22 protein-coding genes and 1 pseudogene are annotated in these 16,435 nt (G+C 30.3%); 3 read left to right on the top strand and 20 right to left on the bottom strand.

Annotated elements, in window-relative coordinates:
* Positions 1-6 precede the first annotated feature (6 nt).
* The 9 genes from RBU61_RS05550 to RBU61_RS05510 all read right to left on the bottom strand — a co-directional run bounded on the left by RBU61_RS05550 (position 7) and on the right by RBU61_RS05510 (position 5,911).
* Positions 7-1,020 carry a S8 family serine peptidase gene (locus RBU61_RS05550; protein WP_308878621.1) on the bottom strand — a complete coding sequence of 338 codons (1,014 nt, stop codon included), beginning with the start codon at positions 1,018-1,020 and terminating at the stop codon, positions 7-9.
* A 5-nt stretch (positions 1,021-1,025) separates the two neighbouring features.
* On the bottom strand, positions 1,026-2,192 hold the full coding sequence (locus tag RBU61_RS05545) for a radical SAM/SPASM domain-containing protein (protein ID WP_308878620.1): 1,167 nt from the start codon (positions 2,190-2,192) through the stop codon (positions 1,026-1,028).
* A 703-nt stretch (positions 2,193-2,895) separates the two neighbouring features.
* Positions 2,896-3,093, bottom strand: a complete 198-nt coding sequence (locus RBU61_RS05540; RefSeq protein ID WP_308878619.1) for a hypothetical protein — start codon at positions 3,091-3,093, stop codon at positions 2,896-2,898.
* A 244-nt stretch (positions 3,094-3,337) separates the two neighbouring features.
* Positions 3,338-3,742, bottom strand: a complete 405-nt coding sequence (locus RBU61_RS05535) for a hypothetical protein (protein ID WP_308878618.1) — start codon at positions 3,740-3,742, stop codon at positions 3,338-3,340.
* 258 nt (positions 3,743-4,000) lie between these two features.
* Positions 4,001-4,264 (bottom strand): hypothetical protein, encoded by a 264-nt coding sequence (locus tag RBU61_RS05530; RefSeq protein ID WP_308878617.1) that lies wholly within the window; start codon positions 4,262-4,264, stop codon positions 4,001-4,003.
* Positions 4,265-4,744: 480 nt separating this feature from the next.
* Positions 4,745-4,960 (bottom strand): hypothetical protein, encoded by a 216-nt coding sequence (locus RBU61_RS05525; protein ID WP_308878616.1) that lies wholly within the window; start codon positions 4,958-4,960, stop codon positions 4,745-4,747.
* A gap of 34 nt (positions 4,961-4,994) precedes the next feature.
* Entirely contained in the window at positions 4,995-5,345 is a 351-nt protein-coding gene (locus RBU61_RS05520) for a hypothetical protein (RefSeq protein ID WP_308878615.1), read from the bottom strand.
* A gap of 138 nt (positions 5,346-5,483) precedes the next feature.
* On the bottom strand, positions 5,484-5,645 hold the full coding sequence (locus tag RBU61_RS05515; protein WP_308878614.1) for a hypothetical protein: 162 nt from the start codon (positions 5,643-5,645) through the stop codon (positions 5,484-5,486).
* Positions 5,646-5,653: 8 nt separating this feature from the next.
* Entirely contained in the window at positions 5,654-5,911 is a 258-nt protein-coding gene (locus tag RBU61_RS05510; RefSeq protein ID WP_308878613.1) for a hypothetical protein, read from the bottom strand.
* Between the two features lie 811 nt (positions 5,912-6,722).
* Here RBU61_RS05510 and RBU61_RS05505 point away from each other — a divergent pair.
* The 3 genes and pseudogenes from RBU61_RS05505 to RBU61_RS19515 all read left to right on the top strand — a co-directional run.
* On the top strand, positions 6,723-7,016 hold the full coding sequence (locus tag RBU61_RS05505) for a transposase (RefSeq protein WP_308878612.1): 294 nt from the start codon (positions 6,723-6,725) through the stop codon (positions 7,014-7,016).
* 47 nt (positions 7,017-7,063) lie between these two features.
* Positions 7,064-7,369: an IS3 family transposase gene (locus RBU61_RS05500; protein ID WP_308878611.1), complete on the top strand. Its 306-nt coding sequence runs from the start codon at positions 7,064-7,066 to the stop codon at positions 7,367-7,369.
* Between the two features lie 12 nt (positions 7,370-7,381).
* Positions 7,382-7,858: pseudogene (locus RBU61_RS19515) on the top strand (IS3 family transposase); the annotation flags it as partial.
* Between the two features lie 35 nt (positions 7,859-7,893).
* Here RBU61_RS19515 and RBU61_RS05495 read toward each other — a convergent pair.
* The 11 genes from RBU61_RS05495 to RBU61_RS05455 all read right to left on the bottom strand — a co-directional run bounded on the left by RBU61_RS05495 (position 7,894) and on the right by RBU61_RS05455 (position 16,248).
* Positions 7,894-8,472 (bottom strand): hypothetical protein, encoded by a 579-nt coding sequence (locus RBU61_RS05495; protein ID WP_308878610.1) that lies wholly within the window; start codon positions 8,470-8,472, stop codon positions 7,894-7,896.
* A gap of 309 nt (positions 8,473-8,781) precedes the next feature.
* Positions 8,782-10,146 (bottom strand): AMP-binding protein, encoded by a 1,365-nt coding sequence (locus RBU61_RS05490; RefSeq protein ID WP_308878609.1) that lies wholly within the window; start codon positions 10,144-10,146, stop codon positions 8,782-8,784.
* The gene (locus RBU61_RS05485) at positions 10,143-10,787 is read right to left on the bottom strand and encodes a TetR/AcrR family transcriptional regulator (protein ID WP_308878608.1); all 645 of its coding nucleotides are present in this window, start codon (positions 10,785-10,787) and stop codon (positions 10,143-10,145) included. Before RBU61_RS05485 ends, RBU61_RS05490 begins: the two co-directional genes overlap by 4 nt.
* Positions 10,788-11,137: 350 nt before the next feature.
* Positions 11,138-11,230: a Fic family protein gene (locus RBU61_RS19510; RefSeq protein WP_374212515.1), complete on the bottom strand. Its 93-nt coding sequence runs from the start codon at positions 11,228-11,230 to the stop codon at positions 11,138-11,140.
* A gap of 41 nt (positions 11,231-11,271) precedes the next feature.
* Positions 11,272-12,096 carry a GNAT family N-acetyltransferase gene (locus RBU61_RS05480; RefSeq protein WP_308878607.1) on the bottom strand — a complete coding sequence of 275 codons (825 nt, stop codon included), beginning with the start codon at positions 12,094-12,096 and terminating at the stop codon, positions 11,272-11,274.
* A gap of 317 nt (positions 12,097-12,413) precedes the next feature.
* The gene (locus RBU61_RS05475; RefSeq protein WP_308878606.1) at positions 12,414-12,671 is read right to left on the bottom strand and encodes a hypothetical protein; all 258 of its coding nucleotides are present in this window, start codon (positions 12,669-12,671) and stop codon (positions 12,414-12,416) included.
* 345 nt (positions 12,672-13,016) lie between these two features.
* A complete protein-coding gene (locus RBU61_RS05470) occupies positions 13,017-13,601 on the bottom strand; it encodes a recombinase zinc beta ribbon domain-containing protein (protein ID WP_308878605.1) in 585 nt (194 codons plus the stop codon).
* Between the two features lie 242 nt (positions 13,602-13,843).
* A complete protein-coding gene (locus tag RBU61_RS05465) occupies positions 13,844-14,305 on the bottom strand; it encodes a GyrI-like domain-containing protein (protein WP_308878604.1) in 462 nt (153 codons plus the stop codon).
* 16 nt (positions 14,306-14,321) lie between these two features.
* On the bottom strand, positions 14,322-15,674 hold the full coding sequence (locus RBU61_RS05460) for a DUF3788 family protein (protein ID WP_308878603.1): 1,353 nt from the start codon (positions 15,672-15,674) through the stop codon (positions 14,322-14,324).
* A gap of 167 nt (positions 15,675-15,841) precedes the next feature.
* On the bottom strand, positions 15,842-15,994 hold the full coding sequence (locus RBU61_RS19505; RefSeq protein ID WP_374212514.1) for a hypothetical protein: 153 nt from the start codon (positions 15,992-15,994) through the stop codon (positions 15,842-15,844).
* A 17-nt stretch (positions 15,995-16,011) separates the two neighbouring features.
* Positions 16,012-16,248: a methyltransferase domain-containing protein gene (locus RBU61_RS05455; protein WP_308878602.1), complete on the bottom strand. Its 237-nt coding sequence runs from the start codon at positions 16,246-16,248 to the stop codon at positions 16,012-16,014.
* Between the last annotated feature and the right edge of the window lie 187 nt (positions 16,249-16,435).

The following is a 16,435-nucleotide window of genomic DNA, read 5'->3' as shown; positions in this document are numbered from 1 at the left end:
ATTTAATTAAAATAGATATTGATTGATGGTAATGCTTTCTTTATAAAAACCTAAACGTTCTACAAAATTATAATGAGGATATCTTGACAAAATAGAATTGTAGACTGCCCATTTATTTTTAATAATATTATTCAACTTACTTCTTACTTCACAAGACAATTTATAACTATTGATGTCAATGAATAATGAAACCTCTTCTAAATTTTTACCATCTGCCTTAAAATATTCGATTTCATTTATATCTATAATCATCTTACAATTTGGATACTCTTCTATATATTTCAGCTGCAATGGATCTTTAGATCTATTAGTTATAAATATAAAGTTTTCATCTCTATAGTCTTGATACTTTGTTACTTTATTAATTGGACTATTAATCAGATTTATAAGCAAACTCTTATCATCGGTATTACGATCCCCTATAAAGTTGCTCAGTATACCAGTAATCTTTGCTGTAACAAAGCTATTTCCTATCATCAAATTATATTGATTTAGATGAAAATAAGAAATATAAGGTAAGGTTGAATTATAGTAAATATCATTATTTTCATGATCATAATTAAATAGTCTATAACTTTCAGAAGGTTTTGCTGTAACTCCAATAACATTATTAAAATTTGCCGGATATGTAATATTACCATTATTTGAATGTGATGCAACTATAAGAATATTATTACTTTTTGCATACTCACATGCCCCAAACAACTCCTTATAATAAGTATTTTCTATTCCTAAGCTCAAGTTTATTATATCTACATTTTGATCTATTAAATAATAAAGAGCCTTTATAAAATCTACACCTTTTTTTCTATATTCCTCACCTATAATGCTTACTAATATAATTTCTGCATTTGGATTTTCTTGTAGTATTGAAGAACATATATATTCTGAATGGGTGAAATTATAATTCCAATTTTTTACACCATTTATACCATGGTTATATCTAATTATTTTTATATTTTTATCTTTAAAAAAAGTGTGATCGAATATTCCATCGGTATCAATTACTCCTATTTTCATAAATCTTATATTATCTCCACTTTATTTTTTATTAGTTCCCCAAAATCACTTAGCTGTAAACCCGTATAGTCTATTGATTTTATTATAGATTTTAATTTTCTACCCAAAATATTATCAGTATTTTCATCATTCAAAAAACAGTTTAAAATATTCATAACTGAAGAATAGAATATCTTTTCAATCTTACAAGTCGAATCAGATGGTACATTAATCTTACTTGTTCTAATATAATTCTTATATCCACATTTCATTCCATGACAAAAGAATTTAATTTTACAATCATTACATTTTGTTTTTTCCTTTTCAACGAGTGAAATTGCTAGGCGTTTTGACATACACGTATTTATGGGTTCATTAATATCTCCAATGCTGAATTTATCATTGTTTGTTAAAAATCCACATGGGTATATTTTCCCATCAGGCATAAAATTAAAAGAACTAATTCCAGCAGAACACATCCCAAATCTATTTTCAAAATTTGAAAGTACATTTACGAATTTACCATCAAATTGATCTATGGTTAGACCACTCTTATTAGAGCACAAGTTTTTCGATACATAATAGTTTTCTATTTTTTTGATTTCTTTACGAATCAGGTCCTCTACTGTATCATCAATAATCATATTAATATCGAAAATTAAATTTATCGGTTCAGAAAATGTCTCATAGAGGTACTTAATATTGTCATATAAATCTGTTATAGCATTTTTTGCCACAGTCATTCTTATTGAATATTTAAGTTTGGTTTCACTCATAAATTTTAAATGATTGAATATTTCACCATAATAATCAATTTTATTTTTACTATACCTATTTTGGTTATTTGTACTTCTACTTCCATCTAGACTTATTCTTAGTTCAAAATTATTGTTTTTCATAAAATCTACAAAATCCCTAGTAATTAATGATGCATTTGATGTCATGTAATATTTTATATTTCTATCTGGATATTTTTTTTTAATATAATCAACGACTAAAAAAATGATATCTTTTTTTAATAATGGTTCACCACCCATAAAGCCAATATTAATTTTTTGATTTTTATCGTATTTAAAAATATAATCCACCACATTTATAATTTGATTTTGAGACATATCAGTTTCATATCCATAATCTTCATAACAATATGAGCACCTATAATTACATCTTGTTGTTAAATAGATAGTATACATATTTTACCTCCTTAGTATTTTTAATTTTCATTCCATACATAAGAATTTTTAAATTCAACTACGATGAAGAAAACTTAAAGCTTGTCCGATAATTAAATTATATATTTTCTTATCTTATTATAATCAATTGTACATTCTTCAGTTTCTAAAATCAGCTAACTTTTGTCCAATTTTTAAAATTTAATCATTTAATTTTACGATTTATTCTCATTTTATTCAGTACATTTATAAACAATAGAAGCCTTTGCTTCGTAGCTTAATCAGCTATTTTTGTACCAGTTGATCATGGAAATATTGAAGGAATACAAAATTTTATTAGCAAGTCCATCTCCATCAAAGATAAATTTCCAAAAATATATGCTAGTACCTAATGGAATAACAAAGGGTATGATGGATATTAAAAATATAAGATTCTTACCTTTGTTTAATTTCCTTATTTGTAATGCAAAAAATAAAGCTAAAATAAGGCATAGCGGCACCACAATGACTATAAAAAGACTTTGATTTGTTAAACATCTCTGAAATATTGGATTTTACAATGTTTCAGAGAGGTTCTTTAATCCTATAAACTTATTTTCTCCCATATTATTTATAAGAGTATAATAGAAAGACAATATAAAAGGGACACCATAAAAAAATAATATCCCACATAAACTAGGTAATATATATGGTAATAGACTATCTCTTTTCATATGTTTTATCTTCATATCCTCTCCCCTTCATTTAAATAAGTAAAGACCTTATTCTGAGTAATCTTTGCTGTTTCTTCTGCCGTTGCTAAGTCATAATAGTAGTAATTATCTAGTTCTTCTCTGAGTAAATGTGTTAATTCCAGACTTCCAACTAATACATTCTTCTCTTTGTTACATTCATTTATTTGGTCTAAAGTATCCTGAATCATTTTTTCCTTCTCTTCTTCATTTATAAATTTCCAATGAGCTTCAAGACCTATATTTGAATAATCCTTAATATCAGATTCAAAACTATGTCTGAAATAGATATAGAAATTCTCAATATTTATTGGTATATTTCCCTAAAACATAAAAGAGTATTGATATTCATCTTCTTCACTTTCAAATACGGGTAATTCTTTGGCAGATGCACAATATTTTAGAAACCCTCAAGCCAATTCTTTATTCTTACTGTTATTGTAAATAGCATATGTTGAAAGTAAATTGCTTTCCTTTACTGCTTAAAAATGGAATGGGGTCTATTGTGTTTTCAAATTCAACCATCATCTTCGCCATATCAATATTACTCATTGTAAATTTAGCAAACATAAAATCCTTTATTAGAAAATCTTCATTTCCTACTCCTACACGAGTAAAGTCCCATTCCTGATCCTGTGGATGATAAACTGTATTCATCTTTTTTGTAAGCTTTAAATATCGTAAGAATCCATTACTATCAAAATTAGCATCTCCGGTTTCAATATCATAAAAATCAACAGATTCATATTTGAAAAATGAGTTTTTTGTAACACCGGGCATAAGATAAAATTCATCTGGTGAAGGGTCTGTCTTTTTAACTTTCTCATATATATTAAGCATTTCAGTATAACTTATATCTTTTAAATTTTCATAGTCTAATTCTATACTTTATGCTAAAGGTTTACTAATCCATACCATATCATACTGAAATGTCAGCAGCATGTCATATAGTCCATCTTCGTATTCCATAGCTTCAAAAATATTGGTATAATAATCAGATTTGTCAAAGTCAGGATCATTGTCCATAAAATCATATATATTAACTAATAGGCCCTTTGAGCTTTATGGTTGATATCTAATCCACTTAAATCTACCAAATCAGTGGCTGTTCCACTTAATAAATCGATAGCCATTCGATACATTATGAGGCTTATTGTCATCTGGTCTTTCTACTATAATCTCCACATTAGGATGCATATCCATAAACTCCTCAGCAAATATATCAACATATCCATCAAAAACAGTGGGTACTGTTAATTTTCCACTTAGTTCTTTGTTTTCTTCTGTTATTGGCTGTTTGCTGCCTTCTACACCTGGAAAATCATTATCTAAATTTTCATTGTTCGAACATCCAGACAGCATAATTACCACCATGCAGACTAGCATGACTTTCTTTATTACTTTATATTTCAATTTAGCTACATATCTCTTCTTTATTCATTTACATATATATGTCTGAGTCTTTCCTTATTTCCTATCTGAAGGAACTGTTTTATTTGCTATAATATTTCAAAGTTAAAGCTAAATAATTTTTATATGTTTTCTATATGTTTTAACCTTGGATCTTAGGTTAGCGGGTGGTATTCATAAACAAAAAAGAAAAAAAACGATTAATTAATCGTCTTTTTCATGTATCTATATTCAAGTATCAAATATGTTGTAATCATTGAAAGAATAAATATTAAAGTAAATGAGCTTTGTATTACTAAACTGTAATTGAGATAAAATTCTTTATAATCCATTAATGCGTATAATCCTATTGGATTTTTTGAATTATATATGAATATCGATGATAGAAAGATAGTGAATATAATTTTTAATATTAAATCTTTTTTATAGTTTTTATAATTTTGTTTTTTTTGGTTCTTTACTATATTTAAAATTAAATATAATAAATGCTATTAAAACACTTAGAATTATTTTACAGAAATCTACTATAAAAATATTAAAATAATTATATAGATTTATTGAATTAGCAATTATTAGAAGTATTATAAATCCAATTATAAAAAATGATAATGTTGAGATAAATATTTTTAAATTATCTTTAAATTTCATAAAATTCACCCCTTCTAATAATTATACTTTAAATTTAATTCCATAATGTTGTTTTTGCAGTAACAGTTATAGAGCCTTTATTTCTATCATCAGTAACATCTGCAGTTGTACTTGCACTAAATCTATATCCTTTTCTATAATAACTAAAATGAGTAAAGTCATTACTTCTTGGATAAATTATTCCATCTTTATTTGCGTCATCAATAAGAATTCTAAGTTCCCTATTTGATACTGTTGAATTATCAGTTGTTTTCCATCCGTAGAATACACTTTCTAGTTCATTGTCCGATCCGAAATTATCTATCCAAACTAATCCAACAAGTGCAGTAACACCAAATTTTGTTTTTTTATCTTCTATTTCTTTAGTTTTAGCATATGCTGTCATTGAATATACTGATTCACCATTAATTTCTCCAAGTTTTTTTACTGTATAACCTGTTTCTATTTCCGGAGTTTCTGAGGGTAATGTAGAAAAATTTCTTATTAAAGATTCTTCAGAAATAAAATCTCCTTCAATTTTTATTTAGTCTATTATTTCTTTAGGAACTTTATTATCCATAACTCCATTAATTGCATTATCTAATTCCTTGTCAATGTCTATTGATGATATTAATTCTTCTAGTTTTAAATCTTTCTCAGTTATGTTATGTTCTTGTGCTAATACATTAACACTTGGAATTAACATTAGAATTGCTAAAAAACTGGCAATACTTTTTTGATTTTAAACATAATACCACTCCTTTTAAAGTTTTTTTCACTTTTTATATACTGTTCTATTTTCTTTAGTGCTAATTTCTTTTCTTTTCCAGATACTGTTTGTTCTAGCTGACTTAAATCTCCAATTTCAGTCAAATTCTTTAGTATTTCATATTCGTCAATATCACAAGAAAACATTTTGCTTGTCCCAGTGTCATAGAAATATTGAGATTTATCAGTTTTAAAAGTTCCCATTGTATTCCAATTTCCCCAGTACAAGCATAGTAGAAATTATACATATTTCCTTGATTATACTAAGTGAAATTTAGTTCTCACCTATAGACAAAAGGATAAAGTAAATCCAGTTAAAATGCTTAAAATAATATTTATTCATTTTTTAAAAATTTCTTTTTACTTTTGATCTAAAGGCTTATCACTATCCTTTAATTGCTAATTTTTGAACGTTTAAGGTGCTAACATTATATTAATTAGAAATCGTCATTTCTAATACTAGCCATATCTTACTTCAAACTCTAAATTAATACTTCAAATTTGTATCATCCTACTAACAGCATGTTAAGAAACTTGTAGGACATGCACTCATAAAAGTATATACTTAAATCTCATCTTCAGAAATTGACTCAATGATTTTTTGTTCTGACATATCCATTATTAAATTTCGTTCTGTTATTTCATCTGCAGTTCTATTTATCCTTTCTAATAATGCATTCATGCTTGTCTACCTCCCTTTTATTCCCTTCTTTATCTAAAGTATATTCCAGAATAAATTTCTTGTCAGCTAACTTTTGTCCAATACTTTAAATTTCTTATAAAAAATAAAGAATTACCATTGAGAATTTATATTTACAGTTGAACTATATATATAAGTTCTAGATATTGTCCTTATTTCGCCGATAGTATTTAAAATAAAAAAGAAACGAAGCCTATTATGATATGCTCCCCTTATGGTAGACAGATTTAAAAAATAAAAATCTGGACTGAACCCCTTTTAGTAGACGTATAGATTAGTAGATTTAGTCAATACTTTTATTAGGAGGGGTACTTTATGTCTAGAAAAAAGTATAGTAAAGAATTTAAAGTTCAAGTTGTTAAACAAGTTATTGAGGAAGGTAAGAAAGTATCACATATAGCTAATGAGCTAGACTTATCTAGAGATATGGTATATAGATGGGTAAATGAATATGAAGCTCACGGAAGTGAAGCTTTCTCTGGTGAAGGTAACGCTCGCAGAGATCACGAATTTGAAATAATAAAACTTAATAAACAAGTGGATTCTTTGCAAAAGGAATGTGAAATTCTAAAAAAGTACTCAGCCTTCCTCAAGGTACAAAGCAAGTAAAATTTAGATTTATAAAAGAACACTCTAATGAGTATTGTGTTCAAACAATGCGTAAATTGCTAAAAGTTTCAAGATCAGGCTATTACAAATACATTAATCAAACCCCAAGTAAAAGATCAGTTGAGAATGAGGCTTTAAAAGAATATATTACAGATATACATAAGCAATTTAAGATGTGCTATGGATATAGAAGAGTAAAAATAGAACTAGATGTTAGGGGTATAATTGTTAACCATAAAAGAGTGTACAGGATAATGAGAGAGTGCGGTTTATCTGGAAAACACCCTAGGAAGAAGCACGGCAATTATAAAAAGGTCCAACAAGACCTAATAAAAGATAATATTCTTATGTAAAATTTCTCTGCAGATATGAGAAATAAAACTTGGGTTGGTGACATTACATATATTCCTACTAAAGAAGGGTTTCTATACCTTATGGCTTATATGGATGTATATACTCGTAAAATTGTCGGTTGGTCTATGGATAAAAATATGAGAGAACAATTAGTACTAGATGCATTAGAATCAGCTATATGGAGCGAAGACCCTGGTGAAGGTCTTATTGTGCATACAGATAGAGGAACTCAGTTCATAGGGAAAAGGTATCAAGCTGAAATTGAAAAACATGGGATTGTACCGAGTATGAGTAATGCTGGTAACCCATATGATAATGCAATTATGGAGTCTTTTAATAAATCATTAAAAACAGAAATGATGGATAATAATAAAGTTTTTGCTACACGTGAAGAAGCTAAGAAAGCCATATTTGAATATATAGAACTATTTTATAATAGGAAGCGAAGACACTCTTCACTTGGCTATTTATCTCCCTTAGAATATGAAAAACTGAACCTGACTAAACAGACTATTTGTCGTGTCTACCTAATCGGGTTCAGTCCAAATTCTATAGTATCCTTAATTTTACTCAAATCATCTAATATGGCTTTTTCATCATTTAATTCTTTTTCAAAATACTTTAACAGTTTTATTCTTTGCTTCTCTGAAATAGTTATCTTTTCAAAGTAAGAATTAATTTCAGTTAGTTTATTTTCTTTAATATAGCCTATTAACTTTCTATAACTATTGACCAACACGAACTTCGATTTATATGATTTACAATAAGCTCTATAGAAAAATAAAAATTCTTGCTCTTTATTTCCAGGTATATAATCATAATTATCAATTGCATCAAATATTTCTGAGTCATGCTTGTTACAAAATCCACTAAATACAGATACCTTTTTTGTTCCTATTTTTTGAAAATCCATTTTATGAGAATAATAATATACATGGTTATCTACAGATATTTTTTTTAGCACTCTTTTTTCTGAAATATAATGAGAAGCTATTGAACTATCTGCACATTCTGGGAAAAGACATATATTTGATTCCTTATTTGAAAATTCTTTGGATGACCATATATTAAGCAATTCAAGTACCTTTTCTATATTATACATTTACTAACACCTCCCTCTTGCATTCTATTTTCCAAGCTTCATACACCATATTACCCTATTTTTAAGGGTCAAAAAACGGTATTTTTCCACTGATTTTTGACCCAAATTTCGTTCTCAAACCACTACATGTTGTGGTTAAGCTCTATTTTTTCTCCATATTACCATAATACGTCATCAAAATTATACTCTCAACGTGCTTTGAGGTGACAATAATGATGTCGTAGGTTGATATTATCCCCTTGGTGGCAAATGTGTATCTTTTTATTATCCTGTCACAATTGGTACTGAAAAGCTGTTTATTGCCTGTTTTCATCCAGCATTAATCACATGTTTAAACTTACCACTTTTAGGATGCTGCTTTGGCTCCTCCGTAGATAGAGAAATCTCTACATGATGAATACCATGGGAAGCAAGGAACTTCCTTAAAGCGCTGCAGGCATATTCAAATACTTCTTCTTTACTATGTCCGTAGATAGGATTAATTCTTAATTCTATTTTATTATCCTTATAAGCCACGATCTGAAATCTTTGAATTTCATGGATTTCTTTTAATATTGCATATATGGCAAGTGGAGCAATTTTTATTTCTTTACCATCTTCCAAGAACGTGACAATATCATCAACACGCCCCTCGATAGTTAACCAGGGAGATCCATTGCCACATACACAAGGTTCATGATGAATTACCACTCGATCAGTAACCTCATACCGGATGAATGGCTGTGTATAATTATATAAATTCGTAAGTAGAATTTTATCAGACTGTACACCATTGGGAACTGGTTTATTATCCTTATCAACAGGCTCAATAATCACCCAATCGTCATTGATATGGAAATGTTGTTCTGTACATTCACACGCAATTGTTCCTCCTTCGGTACAAGAATAATTCGTCTGGACATAACATTGAAATACTTCTGAGAGTCTTTCACGCAAATGATTACTTAAATACTCTCCACCTGTCATAATAATTACAGGATTAATACGAAGGCGCCCACATTTCTGTTCATCTATAAGGAGCTCCAAAATGGTTGGATACCCACCAAGCATTGCAGGCTGAAAGGCATTCAGTTCATCTACTATCTGTGATATTGGCAACAGCGCACTCGTTACATCCATCTGCTTTTTCTTCCAAGGCATCGCAAGTAATCTTGAACGTACTGAACTATTTCCCAGATAGAAACCACCTGTTGCAAATACTCCAATTGTTTTTTTTCCAGCCTTCAAAAATGCTTTCAAGTCTTGTTTTCTGGCGAAAGCTCTTGTTGTACTAATTCCACCCATTATATTATTAGTGTTTCTATCACAAAGCATTACTAATGGATCGCCCGTAGATCCACTCGTAGTAAATACAAGATAATCTTCGTTGAATTTGCGTCCAATATTGTCAAGATCTTTCATAAATTCATTGATATCTGAAAGTTTTATTGAACGGTCTGTTGACCAATCGTCGAAATGTGACATTAACTCCTTTTTATTTGTTGGTGGCAGTTCAGAAAGTTCGAACTCATCACCAATATTATTATAAAGCTCTTTGTAATATGGGCTGTTCTGTCTTGCATAACTTACAATCTTATGAAGTCGTTTCTTTTGTATTTTTACCTTTTCTGCTTCATTCATTTTTTTATATTTCCTGCATAATATCATAGCTTCAAAAATACCAATTTTCTTCATTCTGATTCCTCCTTCACCACACCATATAACATAAAATCCATACACGCTCTTATCTCTGCTTTTATTTCTTCTGACTGTTTAAAAAACTGACCTGGCATCTCTTTGTAAATTTCTAAATATTTGTTAATGATTGCCCCAATATAAAGGGTAAAAGCCGCTGTTACTTTCTCAGTATTAGCTTCTTCTTTTAAATTAAGCGCTGCCACTGCCTTGCCCATTACCTTTGCCGATTTTTCCTTACCCTTTATCATATACTTTGCGAGTACTTCATTCCTTCGCTCAGAAATCTGACTATTCGTCTCTCGTGCTGCCATGTTTACAATCCGCATCTCTTCTGGAAATTCACGGCAAAGGTTGAATTTCTCTTCTATAAATGAGAATATGATCCCATAAAAATCATTTACTTCCAGCTCTGGCAGTTCTGTAATAAGCCGTTCCAGAGCCTTCTCCAAACAATAAAAATAGAATTCTTTTTTACTTCCGAAATAGTAAAATAGTATACCTTTCGATATACCACAATTTCTAGTTATTATATCTGTACTTGCTTCTGAATATGATTTTTTTGAAAACTCACATATTCCACTTTTAATAATAGTATTTTTCTTATCCTCTGCTAGTTTTTTAAATACCTCTCTCGCCATAGATACCTCCATATTGACTCACTGGTCAATCCCTATAAGTATACTATATGTTGAATTGACTCATTAGTCAAGTTCTTGTTGATAAAATCAAAGCTGCGTCTCTAAGTAGGAATCCATGTATTTTTCTATTAAAAAAGGACTTGAAAGTTTTCACCTAAGTCCTCAATTCTAATACATTTCTATTCATTTTTCTTCTATTATATTTATCTATTTTTCTTTTGCAACAGGATTATGGATTCCACGTGCCTTGAGAGGTCAATAAAGATGTCGTAGGGAGATAGTATCCCCTTGGTGGAATCGTGTACTTATAAGTTTAACTATGATTTATTATCCAGTTTAGCAAATCATTATCATTGACTGTTCCTCCCAATTTTCTTATTTCCATCTATAAAAGAATGGTTCTTTACTAAAAAGTAACCTAATTTTGCTGCTTTTACTTTAATTGTTTTATAAATGTACTCACCATCATTAATTTCTAAATCAATTATATTTTTTTCACCATACTATATGATTTATAGCCTCTTGGATCATTCTCTTTTACAAAAACTATCTTGTATCCTAATTTTTCATAGAATTTTACTGCTTGAAACTCTACTGTACCTAAATTAATACTATAGACATTTAGCTCTTTTGCTTTTTCCTCTATTTTACACATAAGATTTTTACCAATTCCATTTCCTTTATATTCTTCATCAACTACAAGCCAACCTATATACATTGAATCTTCAGTAATGGTCCCATGAACGCCTCCAACAAATTTATCATAATCTAATGCAACAAACATTATATTTCTTTCTTCCATTGGATAAATATTATTATCCCTATTAAATCTCTCTATTCGATTTAATAAAATAGAATTATATTTATCTATTTTTTCAGTCATAACTATAACTTCTGTCTGAGAATTACTTTTTATATCAAAATCAATATTCTTCAAATAAGAATATCTATTTATTCTTGGTGTTATCTCTGTAATTCCTCCAATATCAAAACCAATAGACTTAAAATCTTCTACCCTAGATTCAACTTCTGTATATAATTTCATGCCTATTGCTTTATTTTTATAATAATGACTAACCTCTGAAATCAACTTTTTTAAAACATCAATATTCTCATAAAATATACTACCAATACTTACCCAATCCCAAGAATAATTTGTATATACACTTCCAACCAGTTTTCCACTATCAACAGCATAAAAATATTCAGTTGATGAGTCTTTTTCACCAGTATGTTTCAAATTGTAAGTTCTTAATTCTTTTATCAGTTCATCTTTATATTTAAAATTTTCATCCTCTATATACCTCATTTTATCCCCCAAAAAGTTCATAAATTTCTTATTTGAGACAATTCAAATAAGAATATAAAATTTGTCTCATATTTATAGAAAAAACCACGGCTACTTATAGTACGCTTCATCTTATCGCAAGTAGTTAATTTAACTTGCGTGTAATATAAACCCCAAATTTACCTTTATCAAATTATATTGTTAAATAAAATGAATACTTTGACCCTGTCTGAAAGAATTTCATCTAACTTATAAATCTCCGACACCTGTCGGTAATACACCAAATAAGGTATATAATACGACATAGGTATAATATTCCTATGTTATATTTGGCTTAACTATTCACTTTCATTTGATGAGAAAATTCCTAAACTAGATATTTTTATAGTAAACATACTTTCATTTTCAACAACTTTATCTATTAATCTCTCCATATCTGAAATATCAATATCATTAAATACTGCTAATGCAATATGTGGAAAACCTCCATATTGATCAATATAGTCTGATATATCTCTTTCTATTAATTTTTTCCACATGTTTCTTATAATCAAATTACTCTTCTCATCAAAATGTACTTCTATAGAAAATGACATAAAGCTTATTCCTTCCTTACTTGACCTCCTTGGCCCACCCTACAAACCAAAGATGATATTGCGCCTAACTCCTATATTTCCAACCATTATGTGGGTAATACCTCTAGCTATACCTAGTTTCCTGATTTAAGGTTCGAGAATATTCTCCTATAATTGTTATCTCTACTACCCTTATTTAAATAAATATCGAATAACCTATTGTTAAAAAATAATAAGAAGATTCACTTTATTTTATTATATATTATACTCATAATTAATTCATTATGTTTCTTCAATTAATTACCAGAAAGAGGTCAATTAGGACTATACCTTCAAATCCCAACTGCCTTCTGTCTTATCTCCACCCTATTGAATTGTGCACTCAACCTCTGCTCCATTAAGGAATCCAACTATTACCCTATCTTCAAATACTACCATTTTCTCAATCATCTTAAAATATAAATCTATATCAAATTCTTCAATTACTATTCCATCTTCAATAATTTCAATAAATTCATTTACTCTATACTTTTTAAGCTCGTCTCCATCTTCAGCTTTCCACTTTTCTATAAAATATTCCTTATTTTCCACTAAGACATTAAAGCTACTAATAATTGCTTTATATAAAACATCTTCATCAATATGCTTATTTCTACACCTTACTTCACCCTTCTTCTCGTATTTCCTGTTGCACTGCCAAACTCTCCGTTTAAGTCCTCCATCTGTTGAGTTCCAAGTCTTTCTTCCCAAAACACTGCCACTAACTCTTCCTGTAAATGGATTGTCCTCTACCCTTATAAAATCAAGTTGTCTAACCCTATGTCTCTCCATATAGTCTTTTTTTTTCATTTCAAGCTGGACTGCTTCCCAAATTTTCTTATCTATAATTGCAGGATGTCTTTCCTTTACATAATACACCTTTTGCCCAAACAGTTCCATTTTTACGTACACAATAGACCCCCACTAAGTAAAAATGTTCCCTAAAACTAACTTAAGGAACATAAAACACACCTACATATTCACTTGAAGCCTTCTCAACCTAGCTATTTCAACCTATCCTTCCTCTATCAACACGACCGTCTCCACATGCCTTGAGTGGGTAAAAATGATGACGTTTGAAGCTGTTAGCCCCTTGGCTGCGGGGTAAATTACGTCTAATTTATAAACAGTAGAAGCTTTTAAAGGAGTCAAACCTATTTTATCGGTACAACAATTTGTGTAAGCAGTTCACTCGTATTGCGATTATCATCATTCAAATAATAATTGTAAATCTTTCCTTGCTGTTCATAGCCATGCTCTATTATCCACTGCATAATTTCAATCATCAGTGGATCAGTATCTTCATAAGCGCCTAAGAAGATACCTGAAACCGCTTTTTGAACCGGAATTGTATATCCAGCGATATCATTATTTCCCGATACTGGTTTAGCTACTGGAAAACCCATTTCAACATCAAGGTTTTCCAAATCAGCATTATGGTAGCATACAAAAGGACCACCGGAAAGCAACAGACCATTAAATGCTGTATACTCCATAATTTTCTTATAGACATGCTCGGCAGTATTCTGATAATCATTGAAATTGATAGTGGTGCGGATAGATAGGACATGCTGCTCCGGTTGCTCGAATAAACTAATTTTTGATATTATTGCCATTCCCATTACCTCCAGATTATTTCTTTTTTTTACCTCTTCTAATGGCGATACATTGCTTAACATCCTCCAGCACTGCGTCATCCGTCACGTTAATCATGAGCCACTTCTGACCCATACCTGTTTTTGTTTCGTGATACAGTTGCTGCAAATACTCTGTGAAAAAAGGAAGCATCAATTCGGTTTCTGTCTGCTCACGTTCACCAATGACAATGAGGGCAATAAAGTATCCCTCCATTGGATATAGTGTACATAGGGTACGTCCTGCCTTTTTATACTTCACATTCCATCCATACTGCATGGAGCATCTGCTATATTCCAACACGGGCTTGCTCTGATATTCTGTCTCCAAATATTTGCACAACTGTTCAAACAAAGGGTTTTTCACATATTCACTGACTGCTGCCAATGACGGCTTTTGTGCTCCATTGGTTTTATCCCATGTTTTTTTCATTTTCATCATCTTCTGTGACGAACTTAACGGCAGCCATAGCTCCATATAGCTTGCATCAGAATTTGTATCATAATACATCTCGGCAGCAAAATTACCGCAAGTCAAACCGTGATTTTTCATCCAGTTACCCATAAAGGTGGATGCTTTAAAAATCGCAGAACCAATAAGTTCTGTAAAGTTCTCCGCCTCAAAGCAGCAAACAGCATATTCCCCTTGTGGGAGTGTATAAGAAGCATATCCCTCGACTTGTGGATTTCCAGCGGCTTCTGCTCCGGTCATATATGTACAGCAGCCTTCTCTGGCGTCTCCCATATAGAGAATTCCAACTTCATTGCCCTCCGGCAGTAAATTCATAATGTTAGATTTCCGACGGTGGAATTCATCCCATATAATCCCGGCAGTAGCGATACCGGTAGCTTTGCCTCCTGTTAATTCAGTCTCGGGCACTTCGCCTTCAATTCCAATAAATATACGCGGTTCATCCAGTTTTCTGCGTATCACTTCAACCAAAATACCATCAGCAATCAATGGTACATTTTCATCAACCATAACATAGTTCAATAGCAGATCGGGCATGATGAAATGATTGAGTATAACAGGAGATGTACGATATTCATCCGGCGTGATGCCATATGCATCTTTAAACGCACGCGTAAAGTTTGCATGGTCTGAAAATCCGTAATCAAGTGCCACATCAATAATTCGTTTTTCTTTACTTTTAAGAGCTTCTGAAGCTCTTGCTAGCCTACGCAGCCTCACATATTCATTTACGGGTTTTTTTACCAAACGCCCAAACAGGCGCTGAAAATAATATGGTGATAATGCCGCCACCTTTGCGAGTGTTTCTATCTTTATATTTTCTGTTAAATGATCTTCAATATAGTTCAAGGAACTCTGAATTGCTTCCCATGCATGCATATTAGCACCTCCCTATATATTAGGATAGCACGAGTATAATCTCACCGCTTGTCACACAATGCTCTTTTAAAACGTCTTTCTATCAAATACCTTCTGAATTTATCAACATATTTTTTATATACTCAATAGTTACATAGGTTTCAATTGTTTTAATTTATTCTAAACTCTCATTTTTCAACGCTTTTGATATGTTCAAGTAGACATACTATTTCAACATGCACAGTCATCGGAAACATATCTACTGGTTGAATTTCTCTTACTTTATAATTAAGTTTTAATAAATAATCTAAATTTTTTTGTGTTTCTGGGTTGCAAGAGATGTAAACAATTTTTTAGGTTAAAGTTTTACTAATGATGATAAGAAGTCTTCATCACTACCTTCTCTTGGTGGATCAATTATTACTAGGTCCACACTTTCTCCTTTACTAGCTCTTTTTACCATGTATTCTCCTGCATCTTCATTTATAAAAGACACATTTTCCATGTTGTTTATTTTACTATTTTGTATAGCATTCCTAACAGAATCAGGGTTTAATTCAACCCCTAAAACTACTGAAGTCCTTCTATTATTCACATTTAAAATAATAGATATAATATCTGGATGTTTTTTAGTAAGTTCTTTTACAAAGTTTTTCTTTCCTGGAAAAACTTTATCTCCAACTACTAATACAACTAAATATTCTCCAGTATTAACTACATTTTTTTATAAGAACATGTCTTAAAAATCTCTTTTACTATCTTCGTCATATGGTTCCATCTTA

This window comes from Tissierella sp. MB52-C2, assembly GCF_030931715.1.
Classification (GTDB): domain Bacteria; phylum Bacillota; class Clostridia; order Tissierellales; family Tissierellaceae; genus Tissierella.
The sequence above is the reverse complement of the archived record's forward strand: the minus strand, read 5'-3'. Positions and strand labels throughout refer to the sequence as shown.